This window comes from Stenotrophomonas maltophilia, assembly GCF_002799155.1.
GTDB lineage: Bacteria > Pseudomonadota > Gammaproteobacteria > Xanthomonadales > Xanthomonadaceae > Stenotrophomonas > Stenotrophomonas maltophilia_R.
Map to the genome: position 1 here is coordinate 973,258 of NZ_NERD01000002.1, position 15,723 is coordinate 988,980.

Genomic DNA, 15,723 nt, shown 5'->3' on the forward strand with positions numbered 1-15,723 from the left:
ACCTTGGTTGGCGCTCCCAAAGCCTTACCCCGCGCTGCCGCCCAGCGCTTTGAACAGGGTCACGTCGTTGTTCAGCTGGCCCTGGCGCACGCGCGCCAGCGACAGTTCGGCATCGCGCCGGGTCTGCTGTGCCTCCAGCCACGTGCGCAGGTCGGTCGCACCCACGCGGTAGCGCACTTCCTGCGCGCGCTCCACTTCCACCGCTTCGTCGTACGAGGCCTGCGAGGCCGCCACCTGGCGCGCCAGCTGCTCGCGTGCCGACAGCGCGTTGTCCACTTCCGAGAGCGCGGTGTACAGCGTCTTGCGGAAGTTGCTGGCGGCGATCTGGTAGGCGGTGCCGGCGATGTCGGTGTCCAGCTGCGCGCGCTGCAGGTTGAGGAAGGGCAGTGACAGGCCGGCGCCCAGCGTGGCCACCGGGTTGCGCAGCACATCGCCCAGCGAGGTCGCGCTGGAACCGAGGCTGCCGGTCAGGCTCAGTGCCGGGTAGTACTGGGTTGCAGTGACCTTGATGGTCTTCAGGCTGTTGCGCAGGCGCAGTTCGGCCGCGCGCAGGTCGGGGCGGCGGCCGAGCAGGTCGGCCGGCAGGCCTTCGGCAATGATGGGGCTGCGTGCGCCCAGCAGGTCCTGCGGTTCGTCCTGCTGGGGCCAGGGCGTGCCGTCCAGCAGCACGGTCAGCGCATTGCGCACCTCCACCCGTTGCTGTTCCAGCGCGCTCTGCGAGGACCGCTGCGACTGCAGGTTCTGCAGTGCCTGGCGGACTTCCAGGCGCGATACCGCACCGGCGTCGAAGCGGGCCTGCACCAGTTCCCGGGTGCGCTCCAGCCGCTCCAGGTTGGCCTGGCCGGTGGCGATGGACTGGTTGAGGTAGGCCAGGTTCCAGTATTGGGTGATGGTGTCGCTGATCACCAGAAGGGCCGTGTTCTGCCGGTCTTCCTCGCTGGCCTGGGCTTCCCAGCGGGCGATGTCACGCTGCGCGCGCAGGCGCCCCCACAGGTCCACTTCCCAGCCCAGCGAGACGCCGGTGGAATAGCTGCGGCGCCAGTCGTCGGCTTGGTCGGTGGCGCGGCTGGCGCTGCCGCTGACACCGGACGACGACGGCTGCGGCCACAGCGCGTTGCCGGCCAGGCCGGCCTGCAGGCGTGAACGCTGCACGGCCAGGCCGGCGGCAGCCAGGTCGCTGTTGGCAGCCAGCGCCTGTGCCACCAGGCGGTCCAGGCGTTCATCGCCGAAGCCGGTCCACCAGGTGTCCTGGCGGATGTCGCGACCCGGGGTATCCACGCTGCTGCGCGGGTCGTCGGCCGGTGCGTTGAGGGTGGCATCGCCACGCCCATAGCGGGCCGCCACGTCGGGGGCGTGCACGGGATAGCGGCCGACCGATGCACAGCCGGACAGGGCGAGCAGAACGGCGCCCGCCAGCAACTGGCGCGGGGATGCAGGGAAGGGCAGTCGGATCATCATCATCTTCATTCGCGGGCCAGGGCCTCCACCGGATCGAGCTGCGCGGCGTTGCGCGCGGGCAGGAAGCCGAACGCCACCCCGATCAGGGTCGAGCAGGCGAACGCGGCGACGATCGAGGCGGTGGAGAACAGCACCTGGAAGTCGCTGGCGAAGCGGCCGATCATCGAGCCCAGCAGCAGGGCCAGGCCGATGCCGAGCACGCCGCCGAGCAGGCACACCAGCACCGCTTCGATCAGGAACTGCTGGCGGATATCACTCTGCCGTGCACCCACGGCCATGCGCACGCCGATCTCGCGGGTGCGCTCGGTCACCGACACCAGCATGATGTTCATCACGCCGATGCCGCCCACCAGCAGCGCGATGGCGGCGATGGCGCCGATCAGCAGCGTCATCGTGCGCGTGGTCTGCTCGATGGTCTGCCGGATCTCGGCGCTGTTGCTGAGGAAGAAGTCCTCGGTGCCATGGCGCAGGGTCAGCAGGCGGGTGATCGCTTCCTGCGCGGCATCCATCGGCGTGGCGTCGTCCACGCGCACGGTGATGCTGGACACGTGGCTCTGGCCGAGCATGCGCGACATCACCGTGGTGTAGGGCACCCACACGCTGAGGCTGGTGCTGCCGCCGAAGCCGAAACTCTGGCGCTTGGCCACGCCGACCACGCGTGCCGGCACGTTGCCGAGCAGGATCACCTGGCCGACCGGATCGACATCGGGGAAGAACTGGGTCTGGGTGTTCTCATCGATCACCGCCACCTGGCCCAGGCCCTTCACTGCATCGCTGTCGAAGAAGCTGCCACTGAGCAGGGTCACGCCCTTGACCCGGAAGAACTGCTCGCCGACGCCGCTGACCTGGGCGGTGGAGGACTGGTTGCGGTAACGCGCGGTGACCGAGGTCGACACGCTGGGGGTGGCGCTGTCCACGTAGCTCTGCCTTGCCAGTGCATCGGCATCGCTGGCCTTCAGCGTCTGCACCCGCGCCGAGCGCATATCGCCGAAGCCGCGGCCGGGGTAGACATCGATGGTGTTGGTGCCGAGCGCGCTGATGTTCTGCAGGATCTGTTGCTGCGAGCCGTTGCCCAACGCCACCACCGAGACCACCGAGGCGATGCCGATGATGATGCCGAGCATGGTCAGGAAGGTACGCAGCCGATGTGCGTTCATCGCCAGCAGCGCCATGCGGAACGCTTCGGTGAAGCGGTCGCGCGCCGCCCGCCAGCTGTTGCCGCGGGCAACCCCGGTGCTGGCCTCGCGCTGCGCACGGTAGGTCGGTGCGTTCGGGTTGGCGCGGTCGGCGATGATCTCGCCGTCGCGGATCTCGATGATGCGCTGTGCGTGTTCGGCCACGCTCATGTCGTGGGTGACGATGATGATGGTGTGGCCTTCGGCGTGCAGTTCACCGAGGATCGCCATCACCTCCTCGCCGGACTTCGTGTCGAGCGCGCCGGTTGGTTCGTCGGCCAGGATCACCTCGCCACCGTTCATCAGCGCACGCGCGATCGACACGCGCTGCTGCTGGCCGCCGGACAGCTGGCCGGGCTTGTGGTGCATGCGGTCGCCCAGGCCGAGCCGCTGCAGCAGCTGCTCGGCGCGGGCGTTGCGCACTGCGCCCGGGCTGCCGGCATACACTGCCGGCACCTCCACGTTGCCGCGTGCATCGAGGTCGCCCAGCAGGTGGTAGCGCTGGAAGATGAAGCCGAAATGCTCGCGTCGCAGTTCGGCCAGCTCGTCCGGTTCCATCTTCCCGGTTTCGCGGCCGGCCACCTGGTAGCTGCCGCGGGTGGGGCGGTCGAGGCAGCCGAGGATGTTCATCAGCGTCGACTTTCCCGAACCGGACTGGCCGACGATGGCCACCATCTCACCCGCATGGATGTCGAGATTGACGTCGCGCAGCACGGCGATCACATCGTCGCCGGCCGGGAACTCGCGTCGAAGGTCGCGCAGGCGCAGCAGAGGCGCCGCCGTGCTCATCGGCGTCCCATGCCCGGGCCGCCGACCCGCATCTGCATGCCGCCGCGGTTGCCGCCGCCGGCACTGGCACCGGCCGCACCGGCTTCGCCCACCACCACGCGCTCGCCTTCCTGCAAACCGGACAGGATCTCGGCCGAAGCGCCGTTGTTGATGCCCACGGTGACCTTGCGCGGCTGCGGCTGGCCGTTGTCATCCAGCACCCGCACCATGCGCTCGTCGCCACGGCGCTTCGGCCCCAGTGCCACCGCCGGCACCATCAGCACGCCCTTGGCCTGCTTGAGCAGCACCGACACCTGCGCGGTCATGTCGATGCGCAGCGTGCCATCCGGGTTCTCCACGTCGAACAGCGCGTTGTAGTAGACCGCGCTGCTGGAACTGGAGCTGGACGAGCTGCTCGAGCTGGACGAACTCTCGTTGGCGATCGAGGCCGGCGCCGGATTGATCTGGCGAAGCGTGGCGTGGTACTTGCGGTCCGGATCACCCAGCGTGGTGAAGTACACCGGCATGCCGGCCTTGATCTTGACCACGTCGGCCTCGGAAATCTCGGCATTGACCGTGACCACGTCCAGCCGCGCCAGCATGACGATGGTCGGTGCGGTCTGGTTGGCATTCACCGTGCGGCCTTCCTCGGCCACCACCGCCACCACGGTGCCGTCCATCGGCGCGGTGATGCGGGTGTAGGCCAGGTTGGCGCGGGCGGTGCCCAGTTCGGTTTCGCGGCCCTTGATCTGTGCCTCGTAGGACTGCAGCTGGGCACGGGCGGTCTTCAGCTGCGCTTCGGCGGCATCGTATTCCTGGCGCGAAGTGGCCTCGGCGGCCAGCATCTGCTGCTGGCGTGCGAATTCCAGTTCGGCCTGGCGCAGGGTAGCCTGCTGCACGGCGCGCTGGGCAGTGACCTGGTCCAGCGAGGCCTGCGCGTTGAGCACCTGGTTCTGCTGGGTGGTGGCGTCGATCTCGGCGATCAGATCGCCTTCCTTCACGGTGTCGCCCAGCTGCACCTTCAGCGATTTGATCTGGCCCGAGGCCTGCGCACCGACGCTGACCAGCTTGTAGGCGTCGATCACGCCGGTGGCCTCCACCGTCTGCTCGATGTCGCCGCGGCTGACCGGGGTGGTTGCCACCGCGGGGGCAGCGGGCTTGCGCAGCAGCCACCAGGCAGCAACGGCGACGGCAAGGGCAAGCAGGCCGATCAGTATCAGGCGACCCCGGCGGGTCGCGGGCAGCAGGCGGAACGTCACGTCGTGGCTTCACTCTGGGGGCCGCACGGGCGGCGTTGGTGGGCATTGTGAAGACCGGGCGATGGACGGCTCAATCCTCGGGGCATGTCTGTATGTAACACTGTCGGTGAATACGCGTAACCACAGGTATCCCGCCCGTGGGTGGATACACTGGTACGCATTGCCCCGGATGCGGTTCAGCTGCCGACACGGGATGATCGCGACATGGAGACTGAAAACCCGATGCATCGACTGCTGATCGTCGACGACGACAACGACATCCGCACCCTGCTGGCCGAACAGCTCGGCCGTGCCGGCTACCAGGTGAGCACGGCCGCCGATGGCACCGCCATGCGCCAGCTGCTGGACCGTGAGCACGTGGACCTGATCGTGCTCGACCTCAACCTGCCGCGCGAGGATGGCCTGACCCTGTGCCGCGACCTGCGCGCGCGCTCGAACACGCCGGTGATCATGCTGACCGCACGTGCCGAGCCGATCGACCGCGTGCTGGGCCTGGAAATGGGTGCCGACGACTACCTGGCCAAGCCGTTCGAACCGCGCGAGCTGCTGGCGCGCATCCGCAACGTGCTGCGCCGGACCGAGGCGCTGCCGGCCAACCTGGAGCCGCTGGCGGTGCGCCGTGCGCGCTTCTCGCGCTGGGTGTTCGACCTGGAGCATCGCCACCTGGTCGATCCGGACGACCGCGTGGTGGTGCTGTCCGGCGCCGAATTCCGCCTGCTGCGGGTGTTCATCGCCCACGCCAACAAGGTGCTGTCGCGCGAGCAGCTGGTCGCGCTCAGCAGCGGCCGCAACTACGAGGCGCAGGACCGCGCCATCGATCTGCAGGTCAGCCGCCTGCGCAACAAGCTGGGCGACGACGGTGGTCCGGACGGACTGATCAAGACCGTGCGCAACGAAGGCTACGTGCTGGCCTCCTCGGTGAACCTGGAATAAGCCGCGATGAAGCGCCTGCGCCATTTCCTGTCCTCGATGGTCGGGCGGTTGTTCGTGATCCTGCTGCTGGGCATGGCGGTGGCTGCGATCGGCGCGACCATGCTGGCCACCTCCAAGCGCCAGCAGGAGTTCGAGCGGCAGAACCTGAACCGCATTGCCGACCGCCTGCAGGGCTACGTCAACCTGCTGGATGGCAATCCGGAGCTGCGCGAGCGCCTGCTGGCGATCGGTGGGCCGAGCGTCCGCGCACTGCAACCCGGCGCCCGCCTAGGGCGGGCCGATACGGCGTTGATGGAAGTGCTGGAAGACCGCCCCGGGCCGGTGTCGCGCGCGCATGTGCATTTCGCTTCGTTCCGCTCCTGCATTCCCAAGCTGCAGGACCTGTTGCCGCCGCCGCCACCGGGCCACCGGCGGCCGCCGCGCGAACGCGACCCGGCGTTCATCCCGCCCAAATGCCGCGCGGTGGACGTGACCCTCAACGACGGCACGCTGCTGAAGCTGGCGCTGGACTCGCCAGCGGTGGCGCACAACGGCATCCTCGCCGTGGACCCGTGGTTCCTGACCCTGCTGGTGCTGGCCATCGCGGTGCTGGCCTACATCGTTGCGCGCATGGCCAGCGCGCCGCTGCAGGAGCTGGCCGCCGCCGCCGAAGACCTCGGCGATGATCTGCAGCGCGACCCGTTGCCGTTGCGCGGCCCGCGCGAAGTGCAGCGCGCCGCCGAAGCGTTCAATGCCATGCAGCACCGCCTGCAGCGGCACCTGGCCGAACGCACGCAGATGCTGGCGGCGATCACCCATGACCTGCAGACGCCACTGACCCGGCTGCGCCTGCGCCTGGAGAATGTCAGCGACGAGGCCCTGCGCGAGCGCCTGATCGGCGACCTGGCGGCGATGCAGGCGCTAGTGCGCGAGGGCCTGGAACTGGCCCGCAGCGCCGAAAGTGCCGAGCAGCGCGCCGCACTCGACCTCGATTCGCTGCTGGAGAGCATTGTCGAGGACACCGCCGAAGGCGGCGCCGATGTGGTCTTCGAAGGCGGCAGTGGTTCGGTGCTGATGCTGCGGCCGCTGGCCATGCATCGGCTGTTCTCGAACCTGGTGGACAACGCAGTGATGTATGCGCAGCGGGCGCGGGTACGGGTCGAGCGCAGCGGCGGTGCGATCACCGTGGTGGTGGCCGATGACGGCCCGGGCCTGGCCGAGGAGCAGCTGGAGGCGGTGTTCGATCCCTTCGTGCGGGTGGAAACCTCGCGTTCGCGCGAGACCGGCGGGGCGGGCCTTGGCCTGACCATTGCCCGCGCTCTGGCCGAGAAGGACGGAGCCCGGCTGTGGCTGCGCAACCGGGCCGAAGGTGGCCTGGAGGCGGTGGTGCAGTGGCCGGCCAGTGCCCAGGTGGTGGCGCCCGGCCGCGCCGGCTGAGCCGGAGGGCTGCGCACGGTGACGCCGGGGCCGGGGTTTGGCCTATCATCTGCGCATCTCCCCAGTCTCCCCCCGATGAGCCAGCCCGTTCCCGCCGGCATGCCGTTCCGCGCTGCCTGGCAGTTCCCGCATGCTGCCGCGCCTTGCAGCCGCACCTGGCCGCCGCCGTTGCGGTGATGGGCGGGCAGGGGGACGAGGGGCGCTGGGTGGAGCGCCGCACATCAGGATTCAGGCGGGCGCTGCGGCAGGGCCTGCTGTGGCTGCTGCTGGCCCTTGCGCTGCCGCTGGCAGCACAGGATGGTGCGCCGCCGCTGCGCGATTACGCCATCGATGTATGGACCTCGCGCAACGGGCTGCCGCACAACTCGCTGCGCGACATCGCGCAGACGCCGGAGGGCCATCTGTGGTTCGCCACCTGGGAAGGGCTGGTGCGCTACAACGGCCTGGATTTCACCGTGTTCGACCGCAGCACGCGCCCGGGCCTGCGCGACAACGGCATCGGCGCACTGTTCGTCGACCGCCAGGGCGGGCTGTGGATCAGCGATTCGCGCGGCAATGTCAGCCATCGCGGCAGCGACGGCCAGTGGCGGGTATGGGAGCACCAGGCCGGTACACCGCAGGTGCTGATCCAGTCCATGCAGATGGACAGCCAGGGCCGGCTGTGGCTGCTGTTCGAAGGCAAGGGCGTCGGCTATCTGACGCCGGACACCGGCATCGTCTACCAGGCACCGGCGGCGGACCTGCCGATGGCGATGAGCTTCACCAAGCTGGTGGTCGATGCACAGGACCGGGTCTGGGTCGGCACGCTCGATGGGCTGGTGCTGCGCGACAACGATGGGGTACTCAAGCGCGCGCCCGCCGCATGGGGGCTGGGCGCCGGCAGTGGCCTGTCGTGGCCGTACCGGGCGCCGGATGGCGCACTGTGGATCGTCGCCGGCGAGCGCCTGTACCGGGTGGAGGACGACCAGCTGGTGCTGGTGCACCGCCTGCCGGGCCAGCTGCACATGACCTCGATGCTGCAGGACCGGCATGGTGACCTGTGGCTGGGCACCGAGAACCAGGGCCTGCTGCGCATCTCCGCGCATGGCCTGGAGCGGTTGCCGGCCGGCCTGAACCTGCCGGGTGGACGGGTGGTCAGCCTGCGCGAGGATGCCGAAGGCAGCATCTGGGTAGGGGCCAACGGTGGCTTGTACCGCCTGCGCGAAACGTTGTTCAGCAGCTACACCGAGCGCGATGGGCTCAGTGGTGACTATGTGCGCACGGTGTTCGAGGATCGCAACCGGCAGTTGTGGGTCGGCAGCGCCAGTGGCCTTGACCTGCAGGCTGCCGACGGCCGTTTCCGCGCGATACCGCTGCACAACCGCGGCGGCAAGGCACCCTCGGTACTGAGCCTTGCGCAGGGACCGGACGGTGACCTGTGGGTGGGAACCTTCGGCGATGGCGTTTACCGGCTGGGCCGCGATGGGCGCCTGCGCCACAACTATGCGGCCGCCGATGGCATGCCGGGTGGCAACATCCGTGCGATCAGCGTTGGCCCGCAGGGCGTGGTCTGGGCCGGCACGCAGAAGGGCGTGGTACGCATCGACGGCGACCGTGTACAGGTCTCGAACGTGCCGGGCATGCCTGGCGGCCTGATCACCGCGCTCGAGCATGACCATCAGGGCAACCTGTGGATCGGCACCATCGAAGGCATCCGCGTGCTGCGCGGCGACCATGTGCAGTCGATCGACCTGGCCCCGCTGGGGGGAGGCCGCAGCGTGTTCGGTTTCCACCAGCTGGGCGATGCGATGTGGATCAGCAGCGATCGCGGCCTGTACCGCTGGCGCAACGGTGCGCTGGCGCGGGTCGGCCTGGAGCAGGGCATGCCGGTGGATGCGGTGTTCCAGCTGGTACCGGACCGCCTCGGCAACGTGTGGATCAGCAGCAACCGTGGTGTGCTGCGCACCGACATGGCGACCCTCAATGCAGTGGCCGATGGCCGCACGCCACGGGTAGGGGTGGAGCGCTACAACGAGATCGACGGCATGGCCAATGCACAGGCCAACGGCAGCTCAAGCCCATCGGCGATCCTGCGCCAGGACGGCACGTTCTGGGTGGTCACCGCCGGTGGCCTGAGCACGGTCGACCCGCAGCGGCTGCAGCGCTTCCGCGAGCGGCCATCGCCGCCGGCCGCGATCGAGAGCGTGCAGGTGGATGGTGCGCCGGTGCATTGGGAGGGGCCGGATCGCAACTCCATTCCCGGTGGCCGCCGGCTGGCGGTGAGCTATGTCGGCCTGAGCTACCTGATGTCCGACCGGATCCGCTACCGCACGCGGCTGGATGGCCTCGATGCTGGCTGGGTGGAGCGTGGGCCGCAGCGCAGCGTCGAGTTCGTCGGCCTGCCTCCGGGCGACTACACCCTGCACGTGGCCGCTGCCCATCCGGGTGGCAGCTGGGGCCAGCACGAAGCCGTATGGAGCTTCACCGTGGAGCCGTTCTGGTGGCAGCGACGCAGCGTGCAGGTGCTGGGTGGACTGTTGCTGCTGGCCGGGCTGGTGGTGCTGTACCGCCTGCTGCTGCAGCAGCTGAAGGCCAGCAACCTGCGCCTGGCGCGGCGGGTGGACGAAGCGACCTTCGACCTGCAGGCCAAGACCGTGCACCTGCAGGCGCTGAACCAGGAAAAGACCGAACTGGCCGAGCGCCTGGCTCGCCAGGCCGAGGCGTTCGAGCGCCAGGCCCGCGAAGACGCCCTGACCGGCCTGGCCAACCGCCGCGCCTTTGATGAAACCCTGGCCCGCGACTTCGCGCGTTCGCAGCGCAGTGGTCACCCGTTGTGCCTGGTGGTGCTGGATATCGACCACTTCAAGGACGTCAACGACCGCCACAGCCACAGCACCGGTGATGCGGTGCTGGTGCAGGTGGCGACGTTGATCGCGGCGGCCTGCCGCGACTCCGACCTGCCGGCGCGCACCGGCGGCGAAGAGTTCGCGCTGCTGCTCAATGACACCCGACTGGAGGAAGCCGCGCAGCTGTGCGCACGCCTGCGCGGGCTGTTCCACGACCATCCCGACTGGGCCGGTGTGGAAGGCCTGCGCGTGACCTTCAGCGCGGGCCTGGTGGAGCTCGATGCCGACGACCGCACCCCGGCGCTGCTGTACCAGCGTGCCGACCGTGCGCTGTACCGCGCCAAGAGCGATGGCCGGGATCGCACGAGCATTGGTTGATCGCATCCACGCATGGCGTGGATCTACGGGTGTTGCCGTACCAACGGTCGGCACCCACCAGAGAAGTGACCCACCACAGAGGTGATCGGCAGCCCCCAACGAGCGCAGCGACCCGCTGTTGCTTCCGCTTTTCTGATCTTTCCGTGGCGGCCAGCAACCTGTCGAAGGCCGGGCAGGGTGGGGTCGCGGGGGTATCCGCGCCATGGATGGCGCGGCTAAGCCCCCAGGGACGGGTTCACGGCGTCCCCCGCGACCCCACCTTGCCCGGCCCAACCGATGATTCGCTTCCCGCCACGAGGGGCTCCGCCGTTGGCTGCCTTATCGCGGCCAGGCGTTGGCGATCGTGCAGAACAGGCGCGCGGTCTGCTCGGTGTCATACACCGCGCTGTGCGCTTCATTCGCATCCCAACCCAACCCGGCGGCGGTGGCCGCACGCGCCAGCACGGTCTGCCCGTACGCGATACCGGCCAGGGTGACCGTGTCGAACACGCTGAACGGATGGAACGGGTTGCGCTTGTGGCCGGTCCGCGCCACTGCGGCGTTGACGAAGCCCAGGTCGAAATGGGCGTTGTGGCCGACCAGGATCGCGCGCTGGCAGCCGTATTTCTTCATCGCCGCACGCACCGGAGTGAAGATGTGGTCCAGCGCCGCCTTTTCTTCCTTGGCCAACCGGAATGGGTGGTCGAGGATGATGCCGGTCACTTCCAGCGACTTCGGGTCGATTTCCAGGCCTTCGGCCGGGACCACGTGGGCACTGGCGGTCTGGCCGGGGTAAAGCAGGCCGTTCTCGTCCATCTCGATCGGCACCGCAGCGATTTCCAGCAGCGCATTGCGCTGGCTGTCGAAGCCGCCGGTTTCCACATCCACCACCACCGGCAGGAAGCCGCGGAAGCGTTGTGACATCGCGCGCTGCGCCTGGGGGACTGCGGAATCGGGAGCGGCGGCAGGTGCGGGGGTGGGGTCAGTCATGCGTGAATTCTAGCAGAGCGCCCCCGAGCGCCTGGCTGGCCTGTGATGCACCGGTTCGCTGCGTAGGAGCGTGTCGACCAAGGTCGACACCCACCGGTGCACCGTGCGCTCAGGATGCCGGTAGGTGGCAACCATGGTTGCCACGGCGCGCGCCGGCCAAGGTCGGCATCTACCGGACTGCGCGCGGTGCCGTGGTGGTGGATGGCTGCCATCGGGCCAACCATGCGTCCACGCTCAGCTTGCCGGCACCGGTGAAGATCAGCGGCAGTAGCATGGCCATGAACAGCACCGGCAGCTTGAAGTTGCCGAAGCCCTGGTCGCTGATCGCATAGCCCATCGCCAGCTCGGCCAGCGAGTTCCACTCCATCGGCCAATGCACCGCATAGGTGGCCACCACGGTCAGTACCAGCAGACTGGCGGCGGCGAAACGGGTACCGAAGCCAAACAGCAGGCAGGCCGCCCCGACCAGTTCGAACCAGGTCGCCAGTTGCCAGTTCAGGGTGGCCGGCAACTGGTCGAACGGGAATGGAAAGGCGTCCTGCAGGTCAGCGAACCAGTTCTGGCCGCGCAGCTTCTCGCGGCCGGATTCGAAGAATTCCCAGGCCAGCAGCAGGCGCAGGCCGAGCGGGGCCAACCAGGGGGCGAGACGGTCCAGCTGGCCGCGCGCGGTGGCCAGGGTCGGAAGGTTCATCAGGGGATCTCCGCGAAAGAGGTGTCAGGGAGGGGCTGTGAGCGGCCCGATCACGCCGGCCTGCAGGAATTGCCGCAGCAGCGCGGCACCGGGTCCGGCCAGCGCATCGACGGCCAGGCCATACGTGGTGGCGAGTCGTTGCAGGTAGGCATGACCTTCCAGCCCAGGCTGTTCGCCGATGCTGGACAGCAGGTACACCGCCAACGGGCTGAGCGTAGCGAAGCGCACTTCGCCATCGGCTTCGCGGCGGACCAGCAGGCCGGTCGGTTCGGTGGGCGGCTGCGTCGGCGCATCCTCGGCACCCAGCCGATGCACCGGCCACTGATACAGCAGCGGCCACGCCAACGGCGAGCGCTGCAGTCGTACGCGCAGCGGATCGACATCACCCGGCGCAGGCAGCCGCTCGGCCTGCAACTGATACAGCGCGGTTTCCACCCACTCGTAGTGGGCCAGTTCGGCCAGCGCCGGGTGCGGCAGCTGCGGCTGTACCTGCAGCCATTGCACGAACTCGGCGGCCAGCTCGGTGAACAGGGGAGTCTGGCAGCGATGGGTGGCGAAGTAGTGGCGCACGAGCGCGCTCCATGCCGGTTCGCCGAGCAGGCGAACGCAGACCGGAAAACCGTTGCTCAGGAGCCCCAGCAGGTTGTTGAACAGCAGGTGCTGGTACACCGCCAGCCGGCGTGGATCCAGGCCGGCTGGTGCCGGCACCGCTTGCGGATCGCGCAGGTGCGCGGTGAATGCGTGCTGCTGCGCGCGCAGAGTATCGGCGGCATCAGCCATGCGCAGCTCCGGCATGCGTGGCCTGCAGGCGGCGGATGGTCTGCAGCTCGCCCTGCAGTTCTGCATAGGGCGGAAAATTGAAGTCGCGTTCGAGCAGGGTCGGGCGTGGGCCGATGCGTGCATAGGTTCGCGCCAGCAGCTCCCAGACCGGATCGATCACCGCGCTGCCATGGGTATCGATCTTCAGGTCCGGAGCTTCGTCCAGGTGCCCAGCCACGTGCAGGCAGACGATGCGCTGTGCAGGCAGGCCGGCGATGAAGCTGTCGGCATCGTAGCCGTGGTTGCAGGCGTTGACGTAGACGTTGTTGACGTCCAGCAGCAGGTCGCAGTCGGCCTCGGCGAGCACCGCATTGGTGAACGCCAGCTCGTCCATCGCCGGATCCGGCGCCAGGTAATAGGACACGTTCTCCACCGCGATACGGCGGCCGAGCAGGTCCTGCACGCGGGCGATGCGTGCCGCGGTGTGGCGCACCGCTTCGTCGGTGAACGGAATCGGCAGCAGGTCGTACAGGTGGCCGTCGTCGCTGCAGTAGCTCAGGTGTTCACTGTACAGCGGCACGCGGTGCTTCTCGAGGAACTGGCCGACCTGCTCAAGCAGCTGGGTATCCAGTGGTGCGCTGCCGCCCAGCGACAGCGACAGGCCGTGGCAGTTCAACGGATGACGCTGCGCCAGTTCGGCCAGCGCGTCACCGGCGGGACCACCGACGTGGATCCAGTTCTCCGGTGCACATTCGAGGAAATCGAAATCGCCTGCCGGAGCGTCACGCAGATCCTGCAGCAGCGCCCTGCGCAGGCCCAACCCGGCGGCCGCCGCGCGAAGCGGCGGCCGCGGGTGGACGGCGCTGGCGCGGACGTCAGTGCTTGCCACCGCACTTGCCTTCGCCGCACTTGCCTTCGGCCGACTTCTTGTCGCCGGCCTTGGCACCGGCGGCAGCGCCCGTCGCAGCCTTGCCCTTGTCGGCGCCACACTTGCCTTCGCCACACTTGCCCTCGGCAGCCTTGCCCTTGTCACCACCGCACTTGCCCTCGGCGCTCTTGCCGTCGGCACCACACTTGCCTTCGGCGTGCTTGGCATCGGCAGCTTTTGCCGCCTGGCCGGCGACCAGATAGCCCTGGGCGAGGTCGCTCATGCTGAAGGCCGAGGCACTGGTGGTCATGCCCAGGCCGGCGGCCAGGGCGGTAGCGGTCAGCAGGGACAGCGTCTTGTTGGAACTGCTCATCGGTATTGCTCCTGGGTGGTGGGCAGGTGCCCGGGGTGAATCGATGGTGCAGCGATCCTACTCAACGAATCCTCGCCAAGTACTCAAATTTTCGTGAGATTTGTTACAGAAGCATCCGGCAGGTTCGCATCGGGCAAGCCCGGCGCCCACAATCCGGGTGGCATACCCCAAAAAAAGAAGGCCACTGTCACCAGGACAGCGGCCACCTTGGAGTCGTCTCCGGTGTTGCAGTGCAGCGTCAGATCTGGCCGGTGCTGGAGGTCTCGTCGCGCTTTTCACGCGGCGGCAGCGGCTGCTCTCCGTGCACCAGGAACCACACGTTCTCGGCGATGTTGGTGGCATGGTCGCCCACGCGCTCCAGGTTCTTGGCCATGAACAGCAGGTGCGTGCACGGAGTGATGTTGCGCGGGTCTTCCATCATGTAGGTCAGCAGCTCGCGGAACAGCGCGGTGTACTGCGCGTCCAGGCGGGCGTCGTCCTCACGCAGTTCCAGTGCGGCGTCGGCGTCGTTGTCGCGGTAGGCGGCAATGGCACGGCGGACCTGCTGCGCGGCCAGGCGGCCCAGTGCACGCAGGCCCTGGATCTGCGGCAGTGGCGGCACCTTGCCCAGCGCGATCGAGCGCTTGGCGACGTTGGCGGCATAGTCACCGATACGCTCGATGTCGGCCGGAATGCGCAGGCCGGCCAGGATTTCGCGCAGGTCGCGCGCCATCGGGCCACGCAGCGCCAGGCGCATCACGTCGTGGCTGATCTGCTGTTCCAGCGCATCGATCGCTTCGTCGTTGGCGATGATGCGATGGGCAGCGTTCTCGTCGCGCTTCTCGATCACGTCCATCGCCGCTTCGAGCTGGGCGACGGCCATTTCGCCCATGCGCACGATTTCGGCCACCAGGCGCTGCTGCTCTTCGTCGTAGCTCTTGACGATGTGGTCGTTGGGAAGATTCATGGTCTGCAATCCGGGTAGAGCCAGGCCATGCCTGGCTGGGACATGTGGCGAAGGGACGGCGTCGATCAGCCGAAGCGGCCGGTGATGTAGTCCTCGGTCTGCCGCTGCGACGGCTGCGAGAAGATCACTTCGGTGCGGTCGTGCTCGATCAGGTCGCCCAGGTACATGAAGGCGGTGTAGTCGGACACGCGGGCGGCCTGCTGCATGTTGTGGGTGACGATCACGATGGTGTACTCGTGCTTGAGCTCTTCCACCAGCTGCTCGATGCGGCTGGTCGAGATCGGGTCCAGTGCCGAGGTCGGTTCGTCCAGCAGCAGCACCGACGGGCGCAGGGCCACGGCACGGGCGATGCACAGGCGCTGCTGCTGGCCGCCGGACAGGCCCAGTGCGCTCTGCCCCAGCTTGTCCTTCACTTCGTCCCACAGCGCGCCCTGGCGCAGCGCCTGCTCGACGCGGTCGGCCATGTCGGCCTTGCTCAGCTTCTCGTGGTGGCGGATGCCGTAGGCCACGTTCTCGAAGATGGTCATCGGGAACGGCACCGGCTTCTGGAACACCATGCCGACCTTGCTGCGCAGGCGGTTCATCGGGTACTTCGGCGACAGGATGTTCTCGCCGTCCAGCAGCACCTCACCGCGCGCTTCCAGCTTCGGGTACAGCGCGTAGATGCGGTTGAAGATGCGCAGCAGGGTCGACTTGCCGCAGCCGGAGGGACCGATCAGCGCGGTCACGCGCTTTTCCGGAATCTCCAGGTTGATGCCCTTCAGGGCATGGAACTTGTCGTAGTAGAAGTCCAGTCCACGCGCAGCCAGCTTCACCGGCGACGGCGTGTGCAGGCTCTCGTGCGAGGACGGCACGGCGATGCGCTGCATCGGCACGGCGTTGGAAAGGTCGTTCATGGCGTTATC

General features: G+C 68.3%; 13 protein-coding genes. 3 read left to right on the forward strand and 10 right to left on the reverse strand.

Annotated features, from left to right (window positions below):
* Nucleotides 1-24 precede the first annotated feature (24 nt).
* Genes B9Y82_RS05020 through B9Y82_RS05030 form a run of 3 tightly spaced genes read right to left on the reverse strand, consistent with a single transcriptional unit; the run spans nucleotide 25 to nucleotide 4,660 of the window.
* Nucleotides 25-1,467 (reverse strand): efflux transporter outer membrane subunit, encoded by a 1,443-nt coding sequence (locus tag B9Y82_RS05020; protein WP_100471782.1) that lies wholly within the window; start codon nucleotides 1,465-1,467, stop codon nucleotides 25-27.
* The gene (locus B9Y82_RS05025) at nucleotides 1,464-3,422 is read right to left on the reverse strand and encodes a MacB family efflux pump subunit (protein WP_100471783.1); all 1,959 of its coding nucleotides are present in this window, start codon (nucleotides 3,420-3,422) and stop codon (nucleotides 1,464-1,466) included. The genes B9Y82_RS05020 and B9Y82_RS05025 overlap by 4 nt, the downstream gene beginning before the upstream one ends.
* Nucleotides 3,419-4,660: an efflux RND transporter periplasmic adaptor subunit gene (locus B9Y82_RS05030; RefSeq protein WP_100471784.1), complete on the reverse strand. Its 1,242-nt coding sequence runs from the start codon at nucleotides 4,658-4,660 to the stop codon at nucleotides 3,419-3,421. The genes B9Y82_RS05025 and B9Y82_RS05030 overlap by 4 nt, the downstream gene beginning before the upstream one ends.
* A gap of 204 nt (nucleotides 4,661-4,864) precedes the next feature.
* Here B9Y82_RS05030 and B9Y82_RS05035 point away from each other — a divergent pair, with 204 nt between their 5' ends.
* The 3 genes from B9Y82_RS05035 (at nucleotide 4,865) to B9Y82_RS05045 (ending at nucleotide 10,212) form a co-directional block, all read left to right on the forward strand.
* Entirely contained in the window at nucleotides 4,865-5,593 is a 729-nt protein-coding gene (locus B9Y82_RS05035) for a response regulator (protein WP_057498358.1), read from the forward strand.
* 6 nt (nucleotides 5,594-5,599) lie between these two features.
* A complete protein-coding gene (locus B9Y82_RS05040; RefSeq protein ID WP_049446197.1) occupies nucleotides 5,600-7,009 on the forward strand; it encodes an ATP-binding protein in 1,410 nt (469 codons plus the stop codon).
* Between the two features lie 176 nt (nucleotides 7,010-7,185).
* Complete coding sequence (locus B9Y82_RS05045; RefSeq protein WP_100475175.1) at nucleotides 7,186-10,212, forward strand: ligand-binding sensor domain-containing diguanylate cyclase; 3,027 nt, start codon at nucleotides 7,186-7,188, stop codon at nucleotides 10,210-10,212.
* Between the two features lie 318 nt (nucleotides 10,213-10,530).
* Here the strand turns inward: B9Y82_RS05045 and rnt are convergent, their stop codons facing one another.
* The 7 genes from rnt to pstB form a co-directional block, all read right to left on the reverse strand.
* On the reverse strand, nucleotides 10,531-11,181 hold the full coding sequence (gene rnt, locus B9Y82_RS05050; protein WP_014036542.1) for a ribonuclease T: 651 nt from the start codon (nucleotides 11,179-11,181) through the stop codon (nucleotides 10,531-10,533).
* A gap of 169 nt (nucleotides 11,182-11,350) precedes the next feature.
* Nucleotides 11,351-11,872, reverse strand: a complete 522-nt coding sequence (locus tag B9Y82_RS05055) for an HvfX family Cu-binding RiPP maturation protein (RefSeq protein ID WP_100471785.1) — start codon at nucleotides 11,870-11,872, stop codon at nucleotides 11,351-11,353.
* Nucleotides 11,873-11,896: 24 nt separating this feature from the next.
* Nucleotides 11,897-12,652 (reverse strand): HvfC family RiPP maturation protein, encoded by a 756-nt coding sequence (locus B9Y82_RS05060; RefSeq protein ID WP_100475176.1) that lies wholly within the window; start codon nucleotides 12,650-12,652, stop codon nucleotides 11,897-11,899.
* On the reverse strand, nucleotides 12,645-13,520 hold the full coding sequence (locus B9Y82_RS05065; protein WP_100471786.1) for an HvfB family MNIO-type RiPP peptide maturase: 876 nt from the start codon (nucleotides 13,518-13,520) through the stop codon (nucleotides 12,645-12,647). The genes B9Y82_RS05060 and B9Y82_RS05065 overlap by 8 nt, the downstream gene beginning before the upstream one ends.
* A complete protein-coding gene (locus B9Y82_RS05070) occupies nucleotides 13,507-13,872 on the reverse strand; it encodes an HvfA family oxazolone/thioamide-modified RiPP metallophore (protein WP_100471787.1) in 366 nt (121 codons plus the stop codon). The genes B9Y82_RS05065 and B9Y82_RS05070 overlap by 14 nt, the downstream gene beginning before the upstream one ends.
* A 238-nt stretch (nucleotides 13,873-14,110) precedes the next feature.
* Nucleotides 14,111-14,818, reverse strand: a complete 708-nt coding sequence (gene phoU / locus B9Y82_RS05075; RefSeq protein WP_049444209.1) for a phosphate signaling complex protein PhoU — start codon at nucleotides 14,816-14,818, stop codon at nucleotides 14,111-14,113.
* Between the two features lie 65 nt (nucleotides 14,819-14,883).
* Nucleotides 14,884-15,714, reverse strand: coding sequence for a phosphate ABC transporter ATP-binding protein PstB (pstB, locus tag B9Y82_RS05080; RefSeq protein WP_005408788.1), 831 nt, complete (start codon nucleotides 15,712-15,714; stop codon nucleotides 14,884-14,886).
* Nucleotides 15,715-15,723 lie beyond the last annotated feature (9 nt).